This is a genomic window from Enterobacter cloacae complex sp. 397G4 (assembly GCF_050031515.1).
Classification (GTDB): domain Bacteria; phylum Pseudomonadota; class Gammaproteobacteria; order Enterobacterales; family Enterobacteriaceae; genus Enterobacter; species Enterobacter hormaechei_C.
The window spans coordinates 4,819,771-4,842,835 of the sequence record NZ_JBLGWE010000001.1 but is presented as its reverse complement, the minus strand read 5'-3'; the positions used below and the strand labels follow the sequence as shown (position 1 = coordinate 4,842,835).

Genomic DNA, 23,065 nt, shown 5'->3' with positions numbered 1-23,065 from the left:
ATAGTGCTTCTGTGTGAACATCGAGCACCATATTGGTGCAATTTACGTTAAAGTGCCCTTTTACCGCTCCGTGAAAGCGATCACAAAGCATCTCTGCAATACTTGTTTGCGGGGGATGTTTGTGATCCTGTTTTGTAGTGCGATTAATCCGTGTACAATAACGCGCTATTTCTAAATGCCTGAGGCAAAGTTGTGATCGAAAAATTGCGTAATATCGCCATCATCGCGCACGTCGACCATGGTAAAACTACCCTGGTTGATAAGCTGCTACAGCAGTCCGGTACGTTTGATGCTCGTGCCGAAACTCAAGAGCGTGTGATGGACTCCAACGATTTGGAGAAAGAGCGTGGGATTACCATCCTCGCCAAAAACACCGCTATCAAATGGAATGACTACCGTATCAACATCGTTGATACCCCAGGGCACGCCGACTTCGGTGGTGAAGTTGAGCGCGTGATGTCCATGGTGGATTCCGTGCTGCTGGTGGTTGACGCATTTGATGGCCCTATGCCGCAAACGCGCTTCGTGACCAAAAAAGCATTTGCCCACGGCCTGAAACCTATCGTTGTGATCAACAAGGTTGACCGTCCTGGCGCGCGTCCTGACTGGGTTGTTGACCAGGTCTTCGACCTGTTCGTTAACCTCGACGCTACCGACGAACAGCTGGACTTCCCTATCGTTTATGCGTCTGCGCTGAACGGTATCGCCGGTCTGGATCACGAAGACATGGCGGAAGACATGACTCCGCTGTACCAGACGATTGTTGACCGCGTTCCTGCGCCAAACGTTGACCTGGAAGGCACCCTGCAAATGCAGATCTCTCAGCTCGACTACAACAACTACGTTGGCGTAATCGGTATTGGTCGTATCAAGCGCGGTAAAGTGAAGCCTAACCAACAGGTCACTATCATCGATAGCGAAGGCAAAACCCGTAACGGTAAAGTCGGTAAAGTTCTGACTCACCTGGGTCTTGAGCGTATCGAGAGCGACATCGCTGAAGCGGGCGACATCATCGCCATCACCGGTCTGGGTGAACTGAACATCTCCGACACCATCTGCGATCCGCAGAACGTCGAAGCGCTGCCAGCCCTGTCCGTTGATGAACCAACCGTATCCATGTTCTTCAACGTCAACACCTCTCCGTTCTGTGGTAAAGAGGGTAAGTTTGTTACCTCTCGTCAGATCCTTGACCGCCTGAACAAAGAGCTGGTGCACAACGTTGCGCTGCGCGTTGAAGAAACCGAAGACGCTGATGCATTCCGCGTTTCGGGTCGTGGTGAGCTGCACCTGTCTGTTCTGATCGAGAACATGCGTCGTGAAGGTTTCGAGATGGCGGTTTCCCGTCCGAAAGTTATCTTCCGCGAAATCGATGGCCGTAAACAAGAGCCATTCGAAAACGTAACGCTGGACGTTGAAGAGCAGCACCAGGGTTCTGTGATGCAGGCACTGGGTGAGCGTAAAGGCGACCTGAAAAACATGAATCCAGATGGCAAAGGCCGCGTACGTCTCGACTACGTGATCCCAAGCCGTGGCCTGATCGGCTTCCGTTCTGAGTTCATGACCATGACTTCCGGTACTGGTCTGCTGTACTCCACCTTCAGCCACTACGACGACGTTCGTCCGGGCGAAGTGGGCCAGCGTAACAACGGCGTGCTGATCTCCAACGGTCAGGGTAAAGCGGTTGCGTTTGCGCTGTTCGGTTTGCAGGATCGCGGTAAGCTGTTCCTGGGCCACGGTGCTGAAGTTTACGAAGGCCAGATCATCGGTATTCACAGCCGTTCTAACGACCTGACGGTAAACTGCCTGACCGGTAAGAAACTGACCAACATGCGTGCGTCCGGTACTGACGAAGCAACGGTTCTGGTTCCACCGATCAAGATGACGCTGGAGCAGGCTCTGGAATTCATCGATGATGACGAACTGGTCGAAGTGACGCCTCAGTCAATTCGTATCCGTAAACGTCACCTGACCGAGAACGATCGTAAACGTGCAATGCGCGGTGCGAAAGAAGAGTAATTCGGTTATGCCGTAGGCCGGGTAAGCGCATGCGCCACCCGGCAACGAAAAAGCCGCTGAGCGATCAGCGGCTTTTTTTATTAGAACGAATACCGCAACCCTAAACGGATCCGGTACTGCTCGCGGTTGTAATCATTCCATCGGTTCAGCCACTGTAGCTCAAGATACGGCAGCCAGTTTCTGTCGATCTTATAGCTGAATTTATTGGTAATTTCCCAGTGATGGTCTTTGCCATTTTTGCTGTGGTAATCATTCACCCGCTGGAAAAAGTGCGGCTCAAAGGTGTAGAAAAACGCATCCGTCACTTTGAAATTCCAGTAGTTGGCAAATTCATGTGTGTCGTTCTTATCCATCTGCCCGTTATAGTCCGGCGTATCGTAATTGTTATGGTTATAGCGATAGCGGAACGTCAGATTAAACCAGTCCGTAAATTTATAGTTAGTATCTAAATAAACCGCGCCACCTGATCCTGCGCTGCTGTCATTAATCAAGCCGCCGGGCTGGAAGGTCAGTTTGTCGGTCGGTTTGAAGAGTGGATACCACCCCTCAATTTCGTTATAGCTGTGCTTCAGTTCGTCCCATTTCCCCACGTTATAAGCGTTGGTGAACATCAGTCCCGCGCCCATATCTAAGTTATAGCCCGCACGCAGGATCACTTCGTGCAGCTCAGAGGCGGTGTTGTAGGCTTCGCGCGTTTCGACATAGGCCCCGGCAAAAACCGGGCAGGACACAGACGACACGATCAGTACGGTGATGATTCTTTTCATAATTTGTCCATGTATCAGGTACAGAAAGGCCTCCCTCCTGATAAACAGGAAGGACATACTGGCCGGATTTATTGTTATAAAGTGACTGCTGACGCTTTATTGTTGGTGGTTATCTCAGGGGTATTCGCGGTTTGTTTTTTCCGTTTTCCAATCTCCTCAATAATAAAGGCGAAGCGCGCTTCGTTGAGTTTATAAAACAACCCCATGGTCACGGCGGCCACGATTGCCAGACCGCACGGCCAGAGGAAAATAAGCTGGCGCAACCCAAGCAGCGTGCCTGCGCTCTGCACGGCATGGGGAATGTAGCCAATCTGGGTCAGCATAATCCCGGGCAGGAAACCGGCGAGCGCGGCGGAGATTTTGCGCGAGAAGGTATAGCCGGTATACACCGACCCTTCGGCGCGGATCCCGGTTTTCCACTCGCCGTAATCAACCGTATCCGGCACCAGCGCCCAGTTCAGGCTGTTCACAAACGCGGTGCCGAAAAAGGCCATGCAGGAAAACAGCACGAACAGCAGGGAGCTGGTTCCCCAGAAGAAGTTCAGCACGTCGCCCACTGCCCATAGCGTCAGCCCGCCCAGATAGACCGGCTTCTTGCCAAAGCGCTTCACCGCGCCAGGCACCAGAAACACGCCAATCAGAATGCAACCCATGCTGAAAAAGCCCATCCACGACAGGAGATGCAGATCGTTCAGCACGTACTGGGTGTAATAGACCTGAATCGCCAGCTTGATGTTAAACGCGGCGAGGGTACACAGGTTGGCGATGCACAGCACCAGCAGCGGCGGATTGCGGAAAATCGCGCAGAACGATTTCAGAATGCCGGGTTTATGGTGATCGGGCGTAAGCTCGACGTAGCGCTCTTTCACCCCGCTGTAGCACCACCACATGCAGAACAGTCCCCCGGTGACGAACATCAGCGCGGCCACCAGATAGCCGAGTGAGGGCTGGCTGACGAACAGCGCCTGAATCGGCATAAAGCCGACAGTGCAGAGCAACAGTCCTACCGTTGCGCCGCCCTGACGCCACGCCGCAAGCTGCGCGCGCTCGTTCGGGTTTTTGGTGATGGCCGGAACCATTGCACCGTAGGCGCAGTTCATCAGGCTGTAGCAGAGGCCAAACAACATGAAGAGCACGGTGGCGAGGGCCGTTTTCACCGTCAGGCTAAAGTCGTTGGCCATAAACTGCGCCGTGGCCACCAGCGCCACCGGAACGGAGGCGTAGAGAATGAATGGCCGGAATTTACCCCGCGCGCCGATATTACGCCGGGAGTCCAGCAGCACCCCGGTCAGCATGTCGGTAAACGCGGTAAAGAACTTGGCGACCAGAAAAATGATGCCGCCGTAGAACGCGGGCATGCCCAGCTCGTCCGTGTAAAACTTCAGCAGATACAGCGTGCCAATACACAGCATCAGGTTCGAGCCAAAATCACCCATCCCGTAGGCGCACTTCTCTCGCAGGCTCAATTTCAGGGTTAACGGATCAGTATTATGTGTCATGGTCGATCCTCAAAGCGCCCCGCAGGGCGCTCAATCACGTCATTTATGCCGTACGTTTGCGCAGCTCAATTTCTTCCACGATGCGCACATACATCTTCTCGTTAAGGTTGTAGAAGCAGCCCATCGCCACGATGGTGATGACTGCCAGCAGACTCGGATAGATAAATATCAGCTGCCGTAGCCCTTCAACCGTGCCGGCGGATTGAACCACGTTGGGCACATAGCCGATCTGCGTGAGCATGATCCCCGGGAAGAAGCCCGCCAGCGCCTGCGAGACCTTACGGAAGAAGGTAAAGCCGGTGTAGACCGTCCCCTCGGAGCGTACGCCGGTGCGCCACTCGCCGTATTCCACGGTATCGGACACCAGCGCCCAGTTCAGGCTGTTCACGAACGCGGAGCCGAAGAACGCCAGGCAGGAGAACGCCACGAAGCTCACCGAGCCGCCGCCGAAGAAGTAGTTAAGCAGATCGCCCGCCACCCAAATCATCAGCCCGCTGATGTAGACCTTTTTCTTACCGAAGCGCCGCACCGCGCCGGGCATCATAAAGACGCCGATAAAAATACAGCCCATGCTGAAGAAGCCCATGTACGACAGCAGGATCGGGTCGTTCAGTACGTACTGCGTGTAGTAGACCTGAATGGCGAGCTTAACGTTAAAGGCGCCCAGCGTGCACAGGTTAGCGATGCACAGGATAAACAGCGGACGGTTCCCGGCGATGGCGCGAAACGACTGCAACAGCCCCGGTTTCTGCGCCGGGTTAGCAGGCTGCGTCTCGACGTAACGCTCGGTTACGCCTTTATAGCACCACCACATAAAGAACAACCCGAACAGCGAGAAGAGGGTGGCGGCAAAGATGTAGCCAAGCTGGTCGTTGCCCTCAATCAGGTTCATCACCGGGACAAAGCCCACCGTACAGAGCAGCAGACCCAGCGTGGCGCCGCCCTGGCGCCAGGCGGCCAGCGAAGCACGCTCGTCCGGGTTTTTGGTAATGGCGGGCACCATCGCGCCGTAGGAGCAGTTCATCATGCTGAAGAACAGGCGTTACAGCATGAACAGCACCGTCGCCATCACCGTTTTACCGGTAATTTCAAACGGTGTGCCGACGAAGTTAGCTATCGCCAGCAACGTTACCGGGAAGGCTGCATACAGCACGAACGGGCGGAATTTCCCTTTCGGGCCGATCTTGCGCCGGGAATCGAGCATGATCCCGGTGCCCATGTCGGTGAAGGCGGTAAAAAACTTCGCAATCAGGAAGATAATCCCGCCGTAGGTGCCAGGCAGCCCCAGGACGTCGGTGTAGAACTTCAGCAGATACAGCGTGCCGATATCAAGCAGGATGTTAGAGCCGAGATCGCCCATCCCGTAGGCGAGTTTTTCTTTAAACGGCAGGCGCAGGGTTGCCGGATCAGAAGTATGTTGACTCATTATTGTTCTCCGTCTGCCCGCAGGTTTCCCCGCGGGCGAGCCTTATCAGATATGACGTAAGGTGCTAAACAGATCTGCCCATTCGCTGTGCTGGCGATAGAAGACCGGCGGTTTGCCGAGCGGGGCATCAACGGTGATGTCACCGTCCTGGCAGGTTTCCCCGGTCCACGCATTGACCCAGGTGTCCTGCGGCAGATAGAGCGACCAGTCGCGGCGTCCCTCTTCATGAACCGGCGCCACCAGCAGATCGCGGCCAAACAGGTACTGGTATTTCAGCGTGTAGGCGCGCGCGTCGTCCTCGTAGTGCAGGAACAGCGGGCGCATCACCGGTAGGCCGCTCTTCGCGTTCTGCGCTACCGCAGCTTTGATGTACGGCTTCAGAGTGGTGAAGACGGTGGTCATGCGCGCGAAGTGGGCGATGGTTTCCGCGTCGCCGTCGAACTGCCAGTTGTCGCCAGGGCGGTTGCCCTCGTGGGTACGCATCATCGGCGTAAAGGCGCTGAAGTCGCACCAGCGCAGCAGCAGCTCTTTGCTGCGCTTCATCTCGAAGAGGGTCGTATAGCCGCCAATGTCGCTGTGGTGCAGCCCGTGCCCGGTCATCGCCAGCGACAGCGCCGCCGGTACGACGGACGCCAGACCATCGTCCAGGCTCCAGTCGACGTTCTGATCCCCCGCCCACATCATCACCGAGTGCTTCTGGCTGCCGGTGTAGCCCGCGCGCATGAAGAACAGGATCTCCCCGAGCTTGCCGGTCTCCTCCAGCGCTTCGTAGTTACATTTCGCCCACAGGGCAGGCCAGGCGTTATGCATGATCTCCGCGCTCACGCCGTTGTGCAGGAAGGTATCGGTCGGCAGATATTCCCCGAAATCGGCCATCCAGCCGCCGCAGCCCAGTTCGATCAGGTTCTTTTTGATCACCTCTTTGTACCAGCTGTAGGCTTCCGGGTTAGTCAGGTCGATAACGCCCGCGTAGAACTCGCCGAACTCAACGTGGTAATCCTTGCCGTCGGCATCTTTGGTCAGATAGCCGCGCTTCGACGCCTCTTCGCAGAGATCTTTATCGCTGGCGACGTACGGGTTGATATAGGAGAGGAACTGCACACCTTCCTCTTTCCACTGCGCAATCCGCTCATCAAGCTGCGGATAGAGCGTGCTGTTCCACTTCCAGTTCCACATTACGCGTTTGCCGAAGGAGGTCATGCGGATGCCGGACCAGTCCTGCGCCCAGATGCCGTTCACCTTCACGCCGCCCTCGCGCATGGCGTCGAGCTTCTGCTGACACACCTCGGTGCCGCCCTGAATACCCAGCGTCACGCCGTCGTAAACCCAGTCCGGCAGTTCAGGCTGACGCCCCAGCAGGCCGGTCAGTTTTTCCAGCAGATCGACGTAGGTTTCTGCGCATTCGAAGCGCAGCGTGGCGTTATCTTCCCAGAATGCCAGCTCGTGGAAGTCCGGCGCGCTGAAGTCGAAGTTCATATAACAGCTGTTATCCACGTGGCAGTAGTACTTCTGGGTGCTCACGAAGGTAGGCTGTGGGAAGAAGGTCCAGTAGTAGTCGCCGCCCGCGTTCTCTTTGCAGTCGGCCTGCCAGGTGACGTAGGTCTGCTTATTGCGGCCCACGCCCTGCTCGCTGGTCCACAGCGGGAACGGCTTGCCGCGCAGATCGAAATACGAGAACTGCTCGCCGCAGCCGTAGATATGATCGTCAGGCTGAGCCGCCAGCCGCAGCCAGATGCGGTTATGGCTGGCGGCGTCATTTTTCAGCTTCAGCTCCAGACGGCCCTCACCATCCACGCCCACCAGCAGAGTCGCGCTCACCGCGTCGCCGCGGGTAAAGCGGATTGCCCAGCCCGCGCTTTGCTGCGTGACGGTCGCGTTCGTCAGGGCAATCTTTTCGTTAAGCTTGTCTTTGATGCTGAAATTGCCGCGAAACATCTCGATATCCGCTTCGCCTGCACCGATCCACAGGCAGGGGGCATCCGCAGAGTGGGATAAAATCAGACGGTCCTGCCAGCGCAGGGTGAAACCACTTTCGTTATTTTTCAGGTCAATATTGTGTAGGGTACGCATAAAAACTCCGTCTTTATTATTTGGCCAGGCTATCCAGTAATCCGGCGGCTACGGCAGGGGCTAAGCCCGGCGCCAGCGGCAGGCGGGGGATCACCAGGCAGTGCAGCAGGTGGTAAATATCCTGCTTGCCGTCCCAGACTTTGGTGGTCACTTCGTTATTGGTGTCCAGCTCCTGCCACCATGAACCGTTTTCGTAATCCATCAGGTACTTGATGCAGTAATCCCACCATTTCTGATACCAGGCTTCGTACTGCGCCTCGCCGGTGACGGTGTAGAGCGCGTAAGCCGTGCCCATCGCCTCGACGATTGGCCAGCGCACGCGTTCGCGCACGATAGGCTTGCCGTCCCAGCCCACGGAGTAGACAAAGCCGTCCGCCCCGTCGGGTGCCCAGGCGTCGCGAATAGTGGCGTGAAACAGGCCTTTCGCATCTTCCAGCAGCCACTCCGGCGGGGTTTCAAAGCGGGCTTCCAGCGCGGCACGCAGGTGCAGCATCAGGCGGCCCCACTCGATCCAGTGCCCCGGCGTGCCGCCGTAGGCGCGGAAGCGGTGGGCAGGGTTATCGATGTTGTAATCGCGGATCGGGTTCCAGCTGGTGTCGAAATGCTCGTTAACGCGGTACTCCCCTTTGCGCGCCACGTCGTGAATAATCACCGAGGCGATACGCAAGGCGCGGTCGAGCCATTTCCGGTCGTGGGTCACGTCATAGACGATGAGGAAGGCTTCCACGGCGTGCATATTGGCGTTACCGCCGCGATAGTCTTCCGTCTTGCTGAAGGCTTCGTCCCAGGACTCCAGGCACATCTGCTCCTGTTCGCTCCAGAAGTAGCGCTCAATCACCTCGATGGCATCGTCCAGCAGCTTGCGCGCCTCGGGGTGGCCGGTGGTGACGGCGCTCGCCGCGCCCAGCAGGACGAAGAAGTGCTGATAGCCCTGCTTGGACGCATCAATCACGCCTTCATCGTTTACGCAGGCGTACCAGCCGCCGTGCTGTTTATCGCGCAGCGGACCGTTCAGGGCATTAATGCCGTGCTCAACCAGCGCGTACGCGCCGGGGCGCCCCATGTTCGCCGCCACCGCGTAAACGTGCAGCATGCGGGCGGTGATCCACAGATGGGTGCCCATATCGCTGCGCACCTGCCCGTTATTGCCCAGCCAGCCAAAGCCGGTTGGTACGGCGGCGTTTTTGCCGAAATCGAAAATGCGGTCGGTCTCTTGTTCGAGCCAGCGGTTATGGCTCAGGGTGTTAAACCATTTCATGTTCGGGTCCTTTTTCAACGGCGAGCCATCATTTCGTCGACGATCTCACCCAGACGCTGAAGTTTTGGTACGGAAATATCACGCAGCATCAGCTCGGTGTCCGGCAGGCCAATCACCGATGACCAGACGGCGCGCCCGGCTAAAAAGCCCGATGCCCCCGCCTGCATGGCGACGCTTACGGCACGCGGGAATAACTTATCGTCCACACCGGAGGAGAGGATCACCCACGGCATGGCGATGTTCTCGTTCAGCTTCTGCGAGGCCGTCAGTAGCTCGTGCTGTGTGCCCTTACCAAACAGCGGCATTTCCACTTTGTAGAGGTCGGCGCCGCTGTCGCCCAGCTCTTTGGCCGCATCGATGATCGCCTGCTCGCGGTCAAACGCGGCGCCGCGGCGCGGGGGACGCACCACCGGCTCGATAATGCTCAGCAGCCCGTTGTCGTGGCACAGCGTATTGAACGCTTTCACCATTTCCAGGCGCTGCTGCGGATCTTCATCGCTGCGCCACAGCACTAGCAGCTTCAGCGCCTTACCGCCATCGCGTTTGACCGCCTGCGCGTCAACGTTCTTGTCGATCACCACGCTGTCGACCGGAATGCCGTTCCCCGGGATAAACTCGTCGGCGGCGACAATCATTGCGCAGCTTTTGGCCACGGCCTGCTGCTCGACAATCTGGCGGTAGCAGAACTGCTGGTCGACGAGGATCGCAGAGGCGTACGGCGACAGAATTTTCGCCGCATTGACCTTGAAATCCGTCAGGTGCTGGTCGGTTACCGGCACCGGCGCGCCTGCGGCAGCAAACATCAGGCGCATCGCTTCGCGCTGATCCACGGCCAGCATCGCAAAACCGCCGGAAGGTCGGGTGATATCTTTCAGGGTGTACATCGTCATTCCTCAGTCCTTTCGTATCAGTGTGTTTTTTTCAGCCCGGCAGATGCGCGAACCTGTTCAAGAATGGCTGTCCAGTCTTCGCGCCCGCGCCCGGCGGCGCGTGCCTGGTTGTAAACTTCGCGGGACGCCGCGCCCAGCGGCATCGGAACGTGGAGCTGGTTGGCCACGTCGAGGGCGATCCCCAGATCCTTATGCGCAAGGTCGATCATGAAGGCGGGTGAAAGATCCCCTTTCAGCACCTTGTTCGGCCAGGATGTCGTGAAGTGGCCTTTACCCGCCGGCGTGCCGCTCATCACCTTGAGCGCCACGTCAAAGGAGAGGCCGAGCGCTTCGCACAGCACGGCCGCCTCTGCCGACAGGGCGTTCAGGGCGATGCTCATGTAGTTATTGATGAGCTTCACGCGGATGCCCATTCCCGGCCCGCCGGCGTTAATCATTTCATTGCCCATCGCCATTAAAACGGGGGTGGCGCGCTCAACCTGCTGCGCCGTACCGCCCGCCAGCAGGAGCAGCGTACCGGCGATGGCATGATCAGAGGTGCGTCCGACGGGCACGTCCATCAGGCTGAAGCCTTGCTCAGCCATGTCGCGGATCAGTGCGTCGGTTTGCAGCGGGTGAATGGTGGACATATCAATGACCAGCGCGTCGCGGGATAACCCTTCGCATACGCCGTGCTCGCCGAACAGCACGCTGCGCACCAGGTCGCCGTTTGGCAGCATGGTAATGACGAATTCGGCCTCCGTTACGGCCTGCGCTGGCGTTCCCGCCGCCCGGGCGCCGCTCTCTACCAGCGCCAGAACCGCCTGCGGGTTCACATCAAAAACGTTAAGCTGGTGGCCCTGTTTCAACAGATTCTTCGCCATGGGCGCGCCCATCTGCCCTAAGCCGATAAATGCGATTGCTGACATGCCTCTCTCCTGTCACATCGTGTCAATTTTTGCGCGTTTGTGGTGTCTGTTTTTGATCGTATTTGTAATTTATAGTCAAAAAATTGACACGGGTCACTTTTTAAACATTTGGTGAAATTAAAATGAAGGCATCAGAAATCGCAGAAGGAATCACCATGACTCGCATCGTTTGTGTCGGCATTACCGTGCTGGATCGCATCTGGTATCTCGATGATTTACCGAAAGAAGGTGGGAAATATGTCGCAAAAGACTATACGGAAGTGGGCGGCGGCCCGGCGGCAACGGCGGCAGTGGCAGCCGCGAAACTGGGCGCGGAAGTGGATTTTATTGGCCGGGTGGGGGACGACGATACCGGCAGACGACTGCTTGCGGAGCTGGAATCCCTGGGGGTGAACACCCGCTATACGCGCATAGTTAAGGGAGCCCGATCGTCGCAATCGGCGGTGCTGGTGGACGCAAGCGGAGAGCGCGTTATTGCCAACTACCCCAGCCCCGATCTCCCTGCGGCGGCAGACTGGCTGCATGAAATCGACTTCTCTCAGTGGGACATTGTCTTAGCCGACGTGCGCTGGCATGACGGGGCAAAACAGGCATTTACCCTGGCCCGCCAGCAGGGCGTACCGACGCTGCTGGATGCGGATGTCACCCCGCAGGACATCGCGGATCTGATTGCCTTAAGCGACCACGCGGCCTTCTCCGCGCCAGGACTGCGGCGGTTAACGCAGCTGGATGAAACCGAAAACGCGCTGAAGAAAGCACAAACGCTCACAAATGGACATGTGTATGTCACACAGGGGCGAGACGGCTGTTTCTGGCTGGAAAACGACACGCTATGTCATCAGCCTGGTTTTGAAGTGAACGTCATTGATACCACCGGGGCGGGCGACGTGTTCCACGGTGCGCTGGCGGTCAGCCTGGGGCAGAAATTACCCGCCGCAGACGCCGTGCGTTTTGCCAGCGCCGTCGCAGCACTGAAATGTACAAAGCCCGGCGGGCGCGCGGGTATACCCGACTGTGATCAAACCCGCTCTTTTTTGTCACTTTTTGTATAAAATGCGGGGCGTGATGGTTTTCAGAGGACAGCCCATGAGCCTTACCGAACTGACCGGCAACCCGCGTCACGATCAGCTGCTGACGCTGATTGCCGATCGCGGCTATATGAACATTGATGAACTGGCGCAGCTGCTGGATGTCTCCACGCAAACCGTGCGCCGGGATATCCGCAAGCTCAGCGAGCAAGGGCTGATCACCCGTCATCACGGCGGCGCGGGCAGGGCATCCAGCGTGGTCAACACGGCGTTCGAACAGCGTGAAGTCTCGCTTACCGAAGAGAAACGGGCGATTGCCGAAGCGATTGCGGACTATATTCCCGACGGTTCGACCATTTTTATCACCATCGGGACGACCGTGGAGCACGTTGCCCGGGCACTGCTTAACCATAATCATCTGCGCATCATCACTAACAGCCTGCGGGTGGCGCACATTCTTTATAAGAATCCGCGCTTTGAGGTGATGGTGCCCGGCGGTACGCTGCGCCCGCATAACGGCGGCATTATCGGTCCTGCGGCAACGGCGTTCGTGTCAGGATTTCGCGCAGATTACCTGGTCACCAGCGTCGGGGCGATAGAGCACGACGGCGCGATGATGGAATTTGACGTTAACGAAGCCAGCGTGGTGAAAACCATGATCGCTCACTCCCGTCACATTTTACTGGCGGCCGATCATACGAAATACCACGCCTCCGCGGCGGTTGAAATTGGCAACGTGGCGCAGGCGACGGCGCTGTTCACCGATGAGCTGCCCGGCCCGGCGCTGCAAAATCACCTCAAATCCAGCAAGGTTGAGGTTGTCGAAGTCAATTCCGGAGAAGAGCAGCAGGCTGGCTGAAAATCCTATGGCCCGATATTGCGATTCGGGCCTTTCCTTTCTCTAGGCTGAATCTGGCGCATAGCTAAAGTTTCTCTTTCCCGCTACAGTTACTTTTCCACGGCGAAAGGAGATAAACATGCTTTATATCTTTGACTTAGGAAATGTAATCGTCGATATCGATTTTAACCGGGTGCTGGGCGCATGGAGCGATTTTAGCCGTGTTCCGCTGGCGACGTTAAAGCAGAATTTCGCGATGGGTGAGACTTTCCATCTGCACGAGCGCGGTGAGATCAGCGATGAAGCGTTCGCAGAGCGTTTCTGTCAGGAAATGGGTCTCTCGTTAAGCTACGAGCAGTTTTCCCACGGCTGGCAGGCCATATTTGTCGCGATCCGCCCCGAAGTGATCGACATCATGCACAAGCTGCGCGAGCAGGGGCATCGTGTCGTCGTCCTGTCGAATACCAACCGCCTGCATACCACCTTCTGGCCGGATGAATACCCGGAAATCCACGCGGCGGCAGATAAGGTGTATCTCTCCCAGGAGATGGGGATGCGTAAACCTGAGGCGCGCATCTATCAGGCGGTATTGCAGGAAGAAGGATTCACGGCGGCGGATGCGGTCTTTTTTGACGACAACGCCGATAATATAGAAGGGGCTAATCAGTTAGGTATCACCTCCATTCTGGTGACCGGAAAAGAGACGATACCGAACTACTTTGCGAAGCAGTTATGCTAAAAACCGTTCATCAAAAAGCCAATCACCACACGCGCCCGCTGAGGGCGTGGCTGAAACTCCTCTGGCATCGCATTGACGAGGACAACATGACCACGCTGGCGGGCAATCTCGCTTACGTGTCCTTGCTCTCGCTGGTGCCGCTGGTGGCGGTGATTTTTGCGCTTTTTTCGGCGTTTCCGATGTTTGCCGATGTGAGCATGCAGCTTCGCCATTTTGTTTTCGCGAACTTTATTCCTGCCACCGGCGATGTGATTCAGAACTACATTGAACAGTTTGTCGCAAACTCCAGCAAGATGACGGCGGTGGGGGCATGTGGGCTTATTGTTACCGCGCTGCTGCTGATGTACTCCATCGACAGTGCGCTCAACACCATCTGGCGGAGCAAAAAAGTCCGCCCGAAGGTTTACTCCTTTGCCGTCTACTGGATGATTTTAACCCTTGGCCCATTGCTGGCGGGGGCAAGCCTGGCGATCAGTTCCTACCTTCTTTCGCTGCGCTGGGCGACCGACTTAAACAGCGTGATCGATAACGTGCTGCGTATATTCCCGCTGATTTTATCGTGGCTTTCGTTCTGGCTGCTCTACAGCGTGGTACCAACCACGCGCGTACCCAACCGGGATGCCGTGGTGGGTGCGCTGGTCGCGGCGTTGCTCTTTGAGCTGGGCAAGAAAGGATTCGCGCTTTATATCACCATGTTCCCCTCTTATCAGCTGATTTACGGCGTGCTGGCGGTGATCCCCATTTTGTTTGTCTGGGTCTACTGGACGTGGTGTATCGTCTTGCTTGGCGCCGAAATAACTGTCACTCTCGGGGTCTACCGCGAACTCAAAAAAGCAGCAGAAGCTGAAAAACAACAAGAAGCAGACCAACCATGATTGCATTGATTCAGCGCGTAACCCGTGCCAGCGTCACCGTGGCGGATGAGGTGACGGGTGAAATTGGCCCAGGACTTTTGGTGCTCCTGGGTGTCGAAAAGGATGACGACGAACAAAAAGCCAACCGCTTGTGTGAGCGCGTACTGGGCTACCGCATTTTCAGCGATACGGAAGGCAAGATGAACCTGAACGTTCAGCAGGCGGGCGGCAGCGTGCTGGTGGTCTCCCAGTTTACGCTGGCCGCGGATACCGAACGCGGCATGCGCCCGAGTTTTTCGAAGGGCGCGGCACCGGATCGCGCAGAAGCCCTTTACGAGTACTTTGTTGAGCGCTGTCGCCAACAGGACATGAATACACAAACCGGACGATTCGCTGCGGATATGCAGGTTTCGCTGGTGAACGATGGCCCCGTCACATTCTGGCTCCAGGTATGAGCCAACTGGCGGCATGGCCGCGGGTAACAAGAGAGAGTACAGCTATGTATCACCTTCGAGTACCGCAAACGGAAGAAGAATTAGACGCTTATTACCATTTCCGCTGGGAAATGCTGCGCAAGCCACTGCATCAACCTAAAGGCTCTGAACGCGACGCCTGGGACGCGATGGCGCACCACCAGATGGTGGTTGATGAAGAGGGCAACCTCGTTGCCGTGGGACGTCTGTATATCAATGCCGACAACGAAGCTTCAATCCGCTTTATGGCCGTTCATCCCTCCGTGCAGGACAAAGGCCTTGGAACGCTGATGGCTATGACGCTGGAATCCGTTGCCCGTCAGGAAGGGGTCAAGCGTGTCACCTGTAGCGCCCGCGAAGATGCCGTTGAGTTCTTTGCCAAGCTTGGTTTCGTGAATCAGGGGGAAATCACCGCCCCGCAAACTACGCCGATTCGTCACTTTTTGATGATCAAACCCATCGCCACGCTGGACGATATTCTCCATCGCGCCGACTGGTGCGGGCAGCTCCAGCAGGCATGGTATCAGCATATTCCGCTCAGTGAAAAAATGGGTGTGCGTATTCAGCAATATACCGGGCAAAAATTTATTACCACCATGCCGGAAACCGGCAACCAGAACCCGCACCATACCCTGTTTGCCGGCAGCCTGTTTTCACTCGCCACGCTCACCGGCTGGGGACTGATCTGGCTAATGCTGCGCGAACGTCATCTCGGCGGCACCATTATTCTGGCCGATGCCCATATCCGCTACAGCGCCCCGATCAGCGGCAAGCCGAGCGCGGTTGCTGACCTGGGCGCACTGGGCGGCGATCTCGACCGTCTGGCGCGTGGACGTAAAGCACGCGTACAGATGCAGGTGGAGCTGTTCGGCGATGAAACGCCAGGCGCGGTGTTTGAAGGCACCTATATCGTTCTGCCTGCGAAGCCGTATGGCGCGTATGAAGAGGGCGGGAACGAGGAGGAGTAGTCTCCTTTACACTCTCGCCCGGCATGGTTAATGCGCCAGGCAATATCTCGCGTAACGTCTCGCGCTGACTGGCTAATTCCACCCAACTGGAAGAAGCCGTGAATTACACCCCGCCATCGTTGAGCGGTACACTTCACGCCTTGCTCCGTGAGGCGCTGATAAAGCGCCTCGCCTTCGTCGCGTAACGGATCATACTCCGCGGTAACAATATGGACCTTCGGCAGACCGCTAAAGTCGTTGCGCCACAGTGGGCTGACTTCAGGATGTTGACGGTCGGCTCCAGCCAGATACATTTCATAGCCGCTCAAAAGGGTATCGCGAGTAATCACGTAATCCATGCCATTGAGGGTATAGCTTTCAAAACTGGCCGTAGCGTCGAGCATGGGGTAGATAAGAATGAGCTGCGCGGGATCCCAGAGACCTTTGGCCTTAAGCCGCAATGACGTTACCAGCGCAAGATGACCTCCCGCGCTGTCTCCACAAAGTGTAATCCGGTTTTTATCCACACCTAATTGTTCTGCATTTTGCCAGACAAGATCTGCCGCTCTCTCTGCATCGTCATGCGCAGCGGGGAAAGTATTCTCGGGTGCGAGTCTGTACTGAACCGCAATGACCCGGCAGTTACCGTAAAACGCCAGTTGGCGAAGCTGATTATCATGGGTTTCAAACCCACCGCTGACAAAACAACCGCCATGATAGTAGAGGGCACAAGATAACGTTTCAGGGGCATTGAAAGGCGAAAATACCCGAAAGGTCATATCCTCAAGAACAAGCGTTTCAACCTGGACACGCGTTTCTGTTTCCCCGGCTAGCGCTGTGCTGGCAACATATCCGCTTCTCCGGTCATCAATACTCTGCTTTCGCGAGGAAGGTCGTCCTGCGGCAATAAACTCCTGTACCAGCTTATCAATACCCTTTTCCAGTGCCATGATTACGTCCTTTTACTGTGTTTTTATACAGTTTATAGCCTGGTTTACAGCAGATGAAAACAGAGAAATGTTGAGAGGTGCATGTTGTGGAAAGTGGCTCGCAAAATCGATCATTCCCTAAAAAACGTCCTTTCACCCTAAATTGATAAAGAGTATTTTGCCTGAAAATTAACCAAAGATGATATACTAAGGTGATATATGAGCGTTTTGGCGGAACTTGATATGGGCAGAATACTTATTGATTTGTCTGATGACGTGATTCAACGTTTGGATAATCTCAAGCAATTGCGAAATCAGCCACGTGCTGAACTGCTTCGGGAAGCGATAGAGCTGTATCTCGACCAGCAGAGTTCTTCTGTTATCCGAAATGCGCTTGGTCTGTGGGGAGACAGAAAAGAGGACGGGCTTGAGTATGAACGCAAGCTGCGTGAGGAGTGGTAATCATGGAGCACATGGCAGTGTTTGATACCAATATTCTCATTGATCTCTTCAACAACCGTATTGAAGCTGCGGATGCGATTGAGCATACCGCGTCGCATCGTGCCATCAGCTTAATTACCTGGATGGAAGTAATGGTGGGCGCTCGCAGGCATGGTCATGAAGCGAAAACGGCAGCCGTTATGGGCGCTTTTGAAATTATTGATGTGTCTCGGGATATTGCGGAAAGAAGCGTTTTACTACGTGAGAAGCATGGAATGAAACTGCCTGATGCTATCATTCTGGCCACAGCGCAGAGCAGAAAATGTCCGTTGATTTCTCGCAACACGAAAGATTTTGCGGGTATTGACGAGGTCCTTACGCCTTACCAGGTGTAGGCCGGGCAAGCTCGCGCCGCCCGGCACTCTCACAGGAGATTACTCCCCTTCACCCGGGAACAGGAACGGGTTGATCGAGCTGCGGGCAAAGCCCTCCTGCTCCATCTTCGCGTCCAGAATCAGCGAGGCGAGATCGTCGGCCACGGCTTCGACTTTCGGGTCTTTTTCCTGATACAGAATCTTCAGGTAGGTCCCGCAGTCGCCGCAGCTCTCCGCTTTCACCGCCGCGTCTTCATTTTCCAGCGACCAGTAGTTCAGATCGCGGGTCTGTTCGCAGTTGCTGCACTTGATGCGCACCACGTGCCACTCGGTTTCACACAGGTTGCAGTGCAGGTAGCGCAGCCCCTGAGTGGTGCCGATTTGCACCATGCTGGAGACCGGCATTGAACCACACACCGGGCAGAACTGGCGCGCTTCGCCGTATTCGGCGCGGGCTTTACCTGGAATCAGGCTCGCCATTTGCGCCCAGTAGAGAGACAGCGCAGCCCAGATGAACGGCGCTTTATCGCTGCTCACCAGTGAGAAGTCGGAAGCAAACAGCGCGCTCGCCATCTCTTCCAGCTCCTGATCGGAGGCTTTTTCCAGGTTCTCAATGACTGCCAGCGCCGTGCCGCTCATCTCGGGCTTCAGCTCGGCGATCAGGGAATGCAGCAGCTTATGCCAGTGCTTGTCGCGCGGCAGGACGTGAATATCCAGCGGCGGTTTGCCATGCTCATTGGCTTCTTTGATGCGTGCGGTCAGGTCCATTTGCAGCGGATGGTCGTACAGCACCACTTCCTGCGCATGGGCGACCAGCGCGGCAAAACGCAGAAAATCGCCCAGCGGGTTGTTCTCTGCCAGCTCGCGCAGACGCTCTGCGCGGCGGTTGTAGAGGTTCTTGAGTCTGGGGAATAACAACGGCGGAATATACTCCGCCGTACGTTTCTCGCTCGACCCCAGCTCATCTTGCGGGATTATGCGAATACTCATTCAGATGACTTTTCCTGTTTCTGGCGGACTTCTCGGTACCAGCGCGGGTGATGTTTCTTCGCCCACGTTTTGGTGACCCAGCCTTCCACCATCGCGGTAATGGTGCCTTTCACCCAGAGGGCGGCGTAAATATGCACCATGATAACCACAATTAACGCCACTGCGGCAAATGAATGCAGCATCAGCGCGAATCGGATCACCGGGATTGAGAAAGCAGGCGCAAAGTACGGACGCCAGATGATCACGCCGCTCACCAGCAACAGGACCAGGAAGATAATCGCCGCCCAGAATACGCATTTCTGGCCGAAGTTATAACGCCCGGTATCACCCACTTCCTCGTTGACGACGATCTTACGAATATTCTTCGCCCAAAAGATATCATCCCGATTGATTAGGTTATGGTGCCAGTAACGGAAAAACATGATGATGAACGACGCGAACATGATGACGCCCACAAACGGGTGCAGTATACGCGCCAGCTGTGGTGTCCCCATGATCTGCATCAGCCAGTTGAAGGACGGGAAGAAGAACCCCAGCCCGCTTATCGCCGCCAGCATGAAGCAGAAGGCGGTGACCCAGTGGTTGATGCGTTCCGGCGCGGTGTAGCGCACGATGGTGTCACGTTTTCTCATTTGCGCACCTCGTCTTTCTCTTCATGCAGGTTGTCGTCTTCCTCTTCCGCACGGTTCGGACCAACGCCGACGTAGTGGAAGATGCTCGCTGCGAAGGTGGCCGCAAAACCGACCGCGGCCAGCGGTTTCCAGATGCCTTTCCAGAACTTCACGGTCGCGCTGATTTCCGGGTTCTCCGGCAGGCCGTGATACAGATTCGGCTTGTCGGCGTGGTGCAGCACGTACATCACGTGCGTACCGCCAACCCCGGCCGGATCGTACAGGCCTGCGTTATCGTAACCACGGGTTTTCAGCTCGCCCACGCGCTCTGCCGCCAGCGTTTTCATATCCTCTTTGGAGCCAAAGTGGATAGCGCCAGTTGGACAGGTCTTCACGCACGCTGGCTCCTGGCCGACATTTACGCGGTCAACGCACAGCGTACATTTGTAGACGCGGTTGTCTTCCGGGTTCAGGCGCGGCACGTCAAACGGACAACCCGCGATGCAATAGCCGCAGCCAATACACTGCTCGGACTGGAAGTCGACGATGCCGTTGGCATACTGAATGATAGCCCCTTCTGACGGACACGCCTTCAGGCAGCCCGGATCCGCACAGTGCATACAGCCATCTTTGCGGATAAGCCATTCCAGTTTATCGTTCTGCTCCACTTCCGAGAAACGCATTACCGTCCAGGACTTGGCGGTCAGGTCCGCCGGGTTGTCGTACACCCCGACGTTGTGACCCACTTCGTCACGGATGTCGTTCCACTCTGAACAGGCCACCTGACAGGCTTTACAGCCGATACAGGTGGTCACGTCGATAAGCTTCGCCACTTCCTGCTGGTGGTCCCGCGCCTGAGGCGCGGGCGTGAAACCGTTAGTCGCGGAACGACGGATAATGTCTTGAGATTGATAAGCCATAAGTCGTCTCCGTTACACCTTTTCCACGTTCACGAGGAAGGCCTTAAACTCCGGCGTCTGCGTGTTCGCATCACCGACGAACGGCGTCAGGGTGTTCGCAATGAACCCTTTCTTCGCCACGCCCTCATAACCCCAGTGAATTGGGATGCCGATGGTATCCACCTGCTGACCGTGAACGTTCAGCGTGCGAATACGCTTGGTCACCACCGCCTTGGCTTTGATGTAGCCGCGGTTAGAGGAGACCTTCACGGTATCGCCATGGGCAATGCCGAGTTTGTTCGCCAGCTTCTCGCCGATCTCCACAAACTGCTCCGGCTGCGCGATGGCATTCAGCAGCGCGTGCTTGGTCCAGTAGTGGAAGTGCTCGGTCAGACGGTAAGTGGTGCCGACATAAGGGAACTTGTCCTTTTTACCCAGCGCTTCAAAATCGCCCTTGAAGATGCGGGCTGCCGGGTTAGAGACCACGTTCGGGTGCAGCGGGTTAGTACCCAGCGGCGTCTCAAACGGCTCGTAGTGTTCCGGGAACGGACCTTCCGCCATCTTATCGATAGCAAACAGGCGCCCCATCCCTTCAGGCTGCATGATAAACGGCCCGACATCGCTGCCTGGTGCGGCAGTGCTGTAGTCCGGAATATCCACGCCGCCCCATTTCGCGCCGTCCCACTTCAGTAGCTGACGCTTCGGATCCCACGGGTTGCCTTGCGGGTCAGCAGAGGCGCGGTTATAGAGGATGCGGCGGTTAAGCGGCCACGCCCATGCCCAGCCCAGCGTATTGCCGAGGCCCGACGGGTCGGCGTTATCGCGGTTGGCCATCTGGTTGCCTTTCGGCGTCCAGCTACCGGCAAAGATCCAGCAGCCGCTGGAGGTCGTACCGTCATCGCGCAGGTGCGCAAAGGTGCTGAGCTGATCGCCTTTCTTCGCCAGCACCGCACCGGTCGCCGGGTCGATAACGTCCGCCAGCGCCTTACCGTTGCTCTCCATCGCCACTTCTTCCGGAGACGGATTCTCTGGCGTCGAGTAGTTCCAGGTCATGTTCAGCACCGGCTCAGGCGTTGCGCCGCCTTCAGCCGCGTACATTTTACGCAGACGTAAGAAGATACCGGCCAGGATCTCGCCGTCGTTCAAGGCGATGCCCGGGGCATCCGCGCCTTTCCAGTGCCACTGCAACCAGCGGCCGGAGTTGACGATAGACCCGTTCTCTTCCGCGAAGCAGGTAGACGGCAGACGGAACACTTCGGTCTGAATCTTCGACGGATCGACATCGTTCGACTCACCGTGGTTCTGCCAGAACGTCGACGTTTCGGTATTGAGCGGGTCAATCGTCACCAGGAACTTCAGCTTCGACAGAGACTCGACAACCTTGTTCTTGTTCGGGAACGACGCCACCGGGTTAAAGCCCTGGCAGATATAGCCGTTGACCTGGCCCTGGTGCATCATTTCGAAGTACTGAAGTACGTCGTAACCTTTGTCCCACTTCGGCAGCCAGTCAAAGCCCCAGCTGTTTTCTGCCGTCGCCTTGTCGCCGTAGAAGGCTTTCATCAGCGAGACGAAGAACTTCGGATAGTTGCCCCAGTAGTTCACCTGGCCTTCGAGCAGCGGTTTTGGCGTGCTGGCCGTCAGGTAGGTTTGCAGGTCGGTCTGTTTCTCGCTCGGCAGGTTCATGTAACCCGTCAGGCTCTGAGACAGCAGGCCGAGGTCGGTCAGACCCTGAATGTTGGAGTGACCGCGCAGGGCGTTCACACCGCCGCCTGCCATCCCCATGTTGCCGAGGAGCAGCTGAACCATCGCCATGGTGCGGATGTTCTGCGCGCCGATGGAGTGCTGCGTCCAGCCGAGCGCATACAGGAACGACGCGGTTTTATCTTTCGCGCTGGTTTCCGCTATCAGCTCGCACACCTTCAGGAAATCCGCTTTCGGCGTCCCACAGATGTTTTCGACAACCTCCGGCGTGTAGCGGGAAACGTGCTCTTTCAGCAGGTTCCACACGCAGCGAGGGTGTTGCAGGGTGGTGTCGCGCTTCGCAAAGCCGTTTTCGTCCAGCTCGTAGTTCCAGCTGGTTTTGTCGTATTTGCGTTTTTCGGCGTCATAACCGCTGAACAGGCCATCTTCGAAGTGGTAATCCTCACGCACGATCAGGCTGGCGTTGGTATAGGCTTCGGTGTACTCGCGGTTATATTTTTCGTTGGTCATCAGGTACAGCAATACGCCTGACAGGAAAGTGATGTCAGTACCTGAACGAATAGGGGTGTAGAAATCCGCCACTGACGCTGTACGCGTAAAGCGGGGATCGATCACAATCAGCTTCGCGCCGTTGTGGATTTTGGCTTCCATCGCCCAGCGGAACCCGACAGGGTGCGCTTCAGCGGCGTTACCGCCCATCACCACAATGAGGTTGGCGTTTTTGATGTCGACCCAGTGGTTGGTCATCGCACCGCGACCAAATGTTGGAGCAAGACTTGCTACCGTTGGTCCGTGTCAGACACGCGCCTGGTTGTCGACCGCGAGCATACCGAGTGCGCGCGTAAATTTCTGGGTTAAATAGCCGGTTTCGTTACTGGACGCAGAAGCACACAGCATGCCAGTGGAGAGCCAGCGGTTAACGGTGGTGCCTTCGGCATTCTTCGCGATAAAGTTGGCATCGCGGTCTTCTTTCATCAGCTTAGCGATGCGATCGAACGCTTCCTCCCAGCTGATTTGCTGCCATTTGTCAGAGCCGGGAGCGCGATACTCAGGAAACTTCAGGCGGCTTTCGGAGTGGATAAAATCTACCAGACCGGCCCCTTTCGGACACAGCGCACCACGGTTGACCGGGTGATCCGGATCGCCTTCGATGTGGAAAATGGATGCTTTGGCGTTTTTCGCACCGTCGCCGAGGCTATACATTAACAGCCCACAGCCGACGGAGCAGTACGTACAGGTGTTACGGGTTTCGCGGGTGCGCAGCAGTTTATACTGCCGTGTTTCCGCCAGCGCTACACCGGGCGCAAAGCCCAGTGCCGCCGCCGTGGTGCCTGCCATACCGCCAGCGCAGATCTTAAAGAACTGCCTTCTGCTGACCTGCATGGGTCACTCCTTGGTTCATTACGA

The 23,065-nt window shown here is 56.5% G+C and carries 19 protein-coding genes and 2 pseudogenes; 9 read left to right on the top strand and 12 right to left on the bottom strand.

Going from position 1 to position 23,065, the window contains the following annotated elements; translation table 11 throughout:
• The first annotated feature begins 192 nt into the window (after positions 1-192).
• Positions 193-2,016, top strand: coding sequence for a ribosome-dependent GTPase TypA (gene typA, locus ACQG1Y_RS23300; protein ID WP_006808726.1), 1,824 nt, complete (start codon positions 193-195; stop codon positions 2,014-2,016).
• Between the two features lie 80 nt (positions 2,017-2,096).
• Here the strand turns inward: typA and ompL are convergent, their stop codons facing one another.
• From ompL to yihU, 7 genes and pseudogenes are all read right to left on the bottom strand, one after another.
• The gene (gene ompL / locus ACQG1Y_RS23295; RefSeq protein WP_368740795.1) at positions 2,097-2,783 is read right to left on the bottom strand and encodes a porin OmpL; all 687 of its coding nucleotides are present in this window, start codon (positions 2,781-2,783) and stop codon (positions 2,097-2,099) included.
• Between the two features lie 74 nt (positions 2,784-2,857).
• A complete protein-coding gene (locus tag ACQG1Y_RS23290; protein WP_062938422.1) occupies positions 2,858-4,282 on the bottom strand; it encodes an MFS transporter in 1,425 nt (474 codons plus the stop codon).
• A gap of 43 nt (positions 4,283-4,325) precedes the next feature.
• Positions 4,326-5,708, bottom strand: a pseudogene (locus ACQG1Y_RS23285) (MFS transporter).
• Positions 5,709-5,753: 45 nt separating this feature from the next.
• Positions 5,754-7,778, bottom strand: a complete 2,025-nt coding sequence (locus tag ACQG1Y_RS23280) for an alpha-glucosidase (protein ID WP_149604221.1) — start codon at positions 7,776-7,778, stop codon at positions 5,754-5,756.
• A gap of 16 nt (positions 7,779-7,794) precedes the next feature.
• Positions 7,795-9,036: a sulfoquinovose isomerase gene (yihS, locus tag ACQG1Y_RS23275; protein WP_063135439.1), complete on the bottom strand. Its 1,242-nt coding sequence runs from the start codon at positions 9,034-9,036 to the stop codon at positions 7,795-7,797.
• Positions 9,037-9,050: 14 nt separating this feature from the next.
• Positions 9,051-9,926, bottom strand: coding sequence for a sulfofructosephosphate aldolase (gene yihT / locus ACQG1Y_RS23270; RefSeq protein ID WP_015569905.1), 876 nt, complete (start codon positions 9,924-9,926; stop codon positions 9,051-9,053).
• Positions 9,927-9,943: 17 nt separating this feature from the next.
• Entirely contained in the window at positions 9,944-10,834 is an 891-nt protein-coding gene (gene yihU / locus ACQG1Y_RS23265) for a sulfolactaldehyde 3-reductase (RefSeq protein ID WP_332999533.1), read from the bottom strand.
• A 155-nt stretch (positions 10,835-10,989) separates the two neighbouring features.
• Between yihU and ACQG1Y_RS23260 the strand changes: the two genes are divergently transcribed.
• The 6 genes from ACQG1Y_RS23260 (at position 10,990) to fabY (ending at position 15,734) form a co-directional block, all read left to right on the top strand.
• Positions 10,990-11,886 (top strand): sugar kinase, encoded by an 897-nt coding sequence (locus ACQG1Y_RS23260; RefSeq protein WP_026080563.1) that lies wholly within the window; start codon positions 10,990-10,992, stop codon positions 11,884-11,886.
• Positions 11,887-11,920: 34 nt separating this feature from the next.
• Positions 11,921-12,721 (top strand): DeoR/GlpR family DNA-binding transcription regulator, encoded by an 801-nt coding sequence (locus ACQG1Y_RS23255; RefSeq protein ID WP_003861944.1) that lies wholly within the window; start codon positions 11,921-11,923, stop codon positions 12,719-12,721.
• Positions 12,722-12,839: 118 nt separating this feature from the next.
• A complete protein-coding gene (gene yihX, locus ACQG1Y_RS23250; protein WP_003861947.1) occupies positions 12,840-13,439 on the top strand; it encodes a glucose-1-phosphatase in 600 nt (199 codons plus the stop codon).
• Positions 13,433-14,314, top strand: a complete 882-nt coding sequence (locus ACQG1Y_RS23245) for a virulence factor BrkB family protein (protein WP_003861949.1) — start codon at positions 13,433-13,435, stop codon at positions 14,312-14,314. The genes yihX and ACQG1Y_RS23245 overlap by 7 nt, the downstream gene beginning before the upstream one ends.
• The gene (dtd, locus tag ACQG1Y_RS23240) at positions 14,311-14,748 is read left to right on the top strand and encodes a D-aminoacyl-tRNA deacylase (protein WP_032668943.1); all 438 of its coding nucleotides are present in this window, start codon (positions 14,311-14,313) and stop codon (positions 14,746-14,748) included. Before ACQG1Y_RS23245 ends, dtd begins: the two co-directional genes overlap by 4 nt.
• A gap of 44 nt (positions 14,749-14,792) precedes the next feature.
• Positions 14,793-15,734 carry a fatty acid biosynthesis protein FabY gene (fabY, locus tag ACQG1Y_RS23235; RefSeq protein ID WP_015569910.1) on the top strand — a complete coding sequence of 314 codons (942 nt, stop codon included), beginning with the start codon at positions 14,793-14,795 and terminating at the stop codon, positions 15,732-15,734.
• Positions 15,735-15,748: 14 nt separating this feature from the next.
• Here fabY and ACQG1Y_RS23230 read toward each other — a convergent pair.
• Positions 15,749-16,663 (bottom strand): annotated as a pseudogene (locus ACQG1Y_RS23230) (alpha/beta hydrolase); the annotation flags it as partial.
• 198 nt (positions 16,664-16,861) lie between these two features.
• Here ACQG1Y_RS23230 and ACQG1Y_RS23225 point away from each other — a divergent pair.
• Together ACQG1Y_RS23225 and ACQG1Y_RS23220 are read left to right on the top strand one after the other, a co-directional pair.
• Positions 16,862-17,104 (top strand): ribbon-helix-helix domain-containing protein, encoded by a 243-nt coding sequence (locus ACQG1Y_RS23225; RefSeq protein ID WP_015569912.1) that lies wholly within the window; start codon positions 16,862-16,864, stop codon positions 17,102-17,104.
• A gap of 2 nt (positions 17,105-17,106) precedes the next feature.
• Positions 17,107-17,478, top strand: a complete 372-nt coding sequence (locus ACQG1Y_RS23220) for a type II toxin-antitoxin system VapC family toxin (RefSeq protein ID WP_017382676.1) — start codon at positions 17,107-17,109, stop codon at positions 17,476-17,478.
• A gap of 39 nt (positions 17,479-17,517) precedes the next feature.
• Here ACQG1Y_RS23220 and fdhE read toward each other — a convergent pair whose 3' ends face one another.
• From fdhE to fdnG, 4 genes are read right to left on the bottom strand one after another with little or no spacing between them, the layout of a single operon-like run.
• Positions 17,518-18,447, bottom strand: a complete 930-nt coding sequence (fdhE, locus tag ACQG1Y_RS23215) for a formate dehydrogenase accessory protein FdhE (RefSeq protein WP_149121140.1) — start codon at positions 18,445-18,447, stop codon at positions 17,518-17,520.
• Entirely contained in the window at positions 18,444-19,079 is a 636-nt protein-coding gene (gene fdoI / locus ACQG1Y_RS23210; protein ID WP_003861958.1) for a formate dehydrogenase cytochrome b556 subunit, read from the bottom strand. Before fdoI ends, fdhE begins: the two co-directional genes overlap by 4 nt.
• The gene (fdxH, locus tag ACQG1Y_RS23205) at positions 19,076-19,978 is read right to left on the bottom strand and encodes a formate dehydrogenase subunit beta (RefSeq protein WP_014072386.1); all 903 of its coding nucleotides are present in this window, start codon (positions 19,976-19,978) and stop codon (positions 19,076-19,078) included. Before fdxH ends, fdoI begins: the two co-directional genes overlap by 4 nt.
• A gap of 12 nt (positions 19,979-19,990) precedes the next feature.
• Complete coding sequence (gene fdnG, locus ACQG1Y_RS23200) at positions 19,991-23,041, bottom strand: formate dehydrogenase-N subunit alpha (protein WP_085929672.1); 3,051 nt, start codon at positions 23,039-23,041, stop codon at positions 19,991-19,993.
• Positions 23,042-23,065 lie beyond the last annotated feature (24 nt).